This is a genomic window from Aestuariivita boseongensis (genome assembly GCF_001262635.1).
GTDB classification, from domain to species: Bacteria; Pseudomonadota; Alphaproteobacteria; order Rhodobacterales; family Rhodobacteraceae; genus Aestuariivita; species Aestuariivita boseongensis.
The window spans coordinates 1-3,965 of sequence record NZ_JXYH01000099.1; the positions used below are offsets into that span (position 1 = coordinate 1).

3 protein-coding genes are annotated in these 3,965 nt (G+C 55.4%); all 3 read left to right on the plus strand.

The features are described from left to right. Positions 1-271 precede the first annotated feature (271 nt). A complete protein-coding gene (locus TR61_RS19185) occupies positions 272-1,489 on the plus strand; it encodes a hypothetical protein (protein ID WP_157440995.1) in 1,218 nt (405 codons plus the stop codon). A 56-nt stretch (positions 1,490-1,545) separates the two neighbouring features. After that, a complete protein-coding gene (locus TR61_RS19190) occupies positions 1,546-2,913 on the plus strand; it encodes a hypothetical protein (protein ID WP_172677030.1) in 1,368 nt (455 codons plus the stop codon). Between the two features lie 673 nt (positions 2,914-3,586). Continuing rightward, positions 3,587-3,790: a tyrosine-type recombinase/integrase gene (locus TR61_RS19775; RefSeq protein ID WP_082182059.1), complete on the plus strand. Its 204-nt coding sequence runs from the start codon at positions 3,587-3,589 to the stop codon at positions 3,788-3,790. Positions 3,791-3,965: the final 175 nt, after the last annotated feature.

A 3,965-nucleotide genomic window follows, 5' to 3' on the forward strand; every position in this document is an offset into this window, starting at 1 on the left:
CCCGCTCGATCCGCAAAGCGGTCGTTCATTGTGCAGATCAGTGCCGCTCTGCAGCGAATGACTGCATAGAGCCCAGAGCGGAAGTGGCCTGTCCGAAGCCCTCGCAATGCAGTGTAGGCACGTTTGGTCCTGACTGCTGTGGCGCAGAAGTAATTGCGGTCATTCGTGACCGATGCAGCGAGATCTCAGATCCCAAGGTCCGGGTTGCCGAAAAGCTATCACTGACCTGCTGAATGTTGTTTCTGAGACCCGAATTTTGTTTAGTTTCCCTATGAACGAGATTCGCGTGTTTCCGCCAAAGGGCTATTACGAACCATTCACTTTCGACAAAAGACATGTGGCCGAGGGCGATTTTGTCCATAAAGGCGATGTGCTATTTGTCCTCTACTCTTCGAATGGTGAGCAAGTCCCGCTAACCTCCCCGTGTTCTGGAAATATCGCCTTGGTGGCGGACACTTCGAAAGGCACTTTCCAGTCGGATCAACCGGTGGTGTGGATCGAGGAAGCCGCCTCGAACCGACAACCGGAACCGTTGCCCCCTTTGAATACAGTGCGCGATTCATCCAATCGCTTTCAACTTAGTTTTTCATTGGAACACTCATCGGGTACAGCTTCCCGAGCAGACGTTGCTACTCCAACCGGGGCAAAACCATTGGAGCTTGCCGATGATTTCGAAAGAAAGCCTACAGCTGTGGCTTCGAACACAGAAGTTGCAGAGCTTGAACAGGATTTCGTGGAGCTTTTGAACAGCGAGAGTTTATTCGAAGCCGCAGCTCGAAAGGACTTTATCGAGACACGCAACTACGTCGCAAGCGAGTTGCAAAAGCGGGGGCATAAATACTTTCCTGTGGTCGAAAAGGTAAAAGACGCCAGGCTAGAGCAAAAGTATTTCGAAGTCCAAAGAGAGGCAAAACACGTTCACGCAGGTCATCCTGCAACGAATATTTCAAAAAGGGCGTCAAAGCGCCTTCCCTCAAAGCCAAAGACGAACCGTTCTGGTCCAAGCAAGGAGCTGTTCAGGGAAAAGAAACTGCGCCAGCCGCGCCAGTCAGATCAGATAAGAAGAAAAGGAGGGTTCGGCGGACTTCTTCTAGCCTTTCTTTGCCTGCCTGTCTTGGCTGGGGCCGTGTCTCTAACAGCAGAATCCATTGGCCTTGTATTTGACGGTTTGAGAGGTGGAGTCGCGCTCGGTTCTGGTATAATTATTACTGCATTCTGCCTACTATTGAGCGATCCGATCCGAGCGGCGACAGGGCAGGTATTTGCCATGGCACTGTTAGCCGGTGCCGTGGTTGCTTTTCTACATCAAAACCCTGGCCTGAACTGGTCGTCCATCGCCGGCATAAGCTCCTTGCCCGTCTTTGGTGGCAAGCAAGGTCCAATCACCACCGAGCTTGGCTTGCCCTCCATCGCCAGCTTTTCAAACGGCGAGGTTCCCCGTCCAACAGCAGCTCAACAGGCGGAATTCGAAAGGTTTATTTTGCAGTGAAATGGATAATCGCATTCATTCTTTCGCTCTGGTCATCAATCGCAGCCGCGCAAACGATGGAGTTCGAAACCTCCGGCCGGAGTGAGCAACTCCCCGGCCTCTCGCCCAGCCACAAGGGCGCGACGATCCTGTACGACTGGAACGCACAGATCCGTATGGGATTGATCATGGGTGACCCGGTGATCTCGGTTCGTTTCAAGTGGGATCTAATCGGCGGCGTGGTGACCTTGCCACGCATTGGCGAAAGTGGTGGTGATGCGTATGAAACCCGCAACCTCGATGATCTGCCCTCCGCCGCGCGGGAACTCGTGGGCATTTACGATGTGAAGCTGCGCCTCACCCTGCGCGGTCCCGGAGGCCAGCGCTATGATCTGATCGAGGATGTTGGCGTGCCCGACAAACCTGGTGCGGACTGGTCCTTCAACGTTCCCGGGAACCCCGATTGGGACCAGGTGTTCATCCGGAAGGGCAGTTCACACGAAGGGGACTATTACAGCGAGGACGCTGCCCGCGCGATCTGGCGGGACGGTTTGGTTTTAGAGTGGGCCCAAATCGAAGCCGCTAGTCTGTCGCTTTCGGACCTGCACACCTGGTATTACCGCAACAACCCGCAGGATCGGATACGAGCCTTGGACGAGGCAATTTCCAGGCTGAACCAAGGGGTGAATTACACATTCGGCTTTGACACCAAGGCTTTTGAGCCTTTGGAGAATTGGCATCTGAACAAGATGCCTTGGGACCGTGCTCAGGAAACTCTTCAGCAACGTGAAAGGACTTTCGAAAAGCTGATGAATGTGGACAAAAAGTGGGGCTTGGGTGCCAATCCCGCGCCGTATGAGGAGGCACGGCGACAAGCCCAGCTGATACTACGCACTGCTGAAACGCGGCAATTGCAACTCACCGGCGTTGGTCCCAGTCTCGAAGGACAGCGCGGAAAAGGCTATGCGCCGACCTTCTCCGGGAATTACAAGATAGAAACGGATGCCGATGGAGTTGAATGGATCGTTAGGAAGGACAACGGCCAACGGCTGCGCGAAGTAGAACATGGCGAAGCGCTGGCCGGCAGTTATTCGTTCAACCGCTGGCCCCGGTGCGACGAATCGGGGCGCGCGAAGGTGGAGCTAAAAGATGTCGAAACGCGGTCCGTGCTTTACAGCACTGAAGTCTCCTGCGTGCGCAGCGGCACTTCCGGTGTCACGGTCATGGCGCTAGGCGGTGAAGACGAGTTGGCCGGGTTCAAGATTTCCTCGTGGAACCGGAAATACCTCGGAGAGATGGGCCGGTGCGGTGGAACGAAGCTGCGCTATCGCGTAACCAGCACAGTTTTGACAGCCGATGCGAGCCTGAACGTCCAGAACCGGCGACAAACGAACGAGGAAGTAATCGAAGCGCAACCGCGGATATGCTTTCACGTTCAGAAATAAGGCGCGCGCCTATTCCGAACGCCGCGTCACGCCTTCGCTGATTGCCATGCCTTTGGCGTCACGCTCATCGTGCAAACACTGGCCACGTGTGCGCTTGGCCTTGTCCTGTGGGCGGTCGCGGCGCGCGAGATGCGGGTCTAAGGGGCTCAAGGACCGCCGTAGAGCAGGCCGCAAACGGCAGAACAAGGTTATCTAGAGATGGCAGACAACGAGACCGTTTTCCTGGCATACTACATGACCGAGCCCACGATGGACGAATTCGGTCAGTGGGAGCCAAGGGTCGAGGTGGGGAGCACTATGGAGAGGACGTCTGGGCGCTCTTATGATCACATCTGGACGATTGCGTTCAAAGCCCAAGTGTTCCTGTTGGACGGGGAGGGAACGCCGCAAGATCCTGCCTGCTGGCGGCCGCTAAACCGGTATTTGCTTGTAACGGAAATTAGAGCGCTTACGCCCCGTGGGCTTGAGGCCAATACGGCTGACGTTTTGCGCTCCGAGGCTTTGCGTCAAAACACTGAAATTTGGGACCTAAGCACGTTCACAACCCTCGAGCACGCCGTGTCCGAGATGGCGCGTATGCCCTCTCGGACGTGGACCCAAGGTTTGCCATGGGTCTTTTCTGTCGCAGAGGCGAACCGCTGGGGACCGCCCTGCCAAGACTTTGGAGGCCACGATGTTGTGTTGGCAGAGCCTCAGTCCCTTTGATGGTGGTGTCAGTTCGCACAGCGGGCGGCGTCAGTTCCTCACGGAACTTGCAGACAAGGGCATCAACGCGCGCGTTATCCAAGCCCTCGCACGCCACAAACACCTAAACACGACCATGCGTTATATCGATCTGAACGAGAACAAGCTGCGCAACGCAATTGAGTTAGTCTAGCGTCACAACTTGGCACTAGACATTGCCAGCACTCAGCTTCAACTCGATCTGACGCAGCAGTTTCAAGATGTCTTCGTCTGAGTGTCGCTTCCTCGCCATGCCCAATTCTGATCGTAGAGCAGTTCCTATGGCAGCGAAGTCCGCATTAGAGACCTCGGAGGCAAACATCACAGAC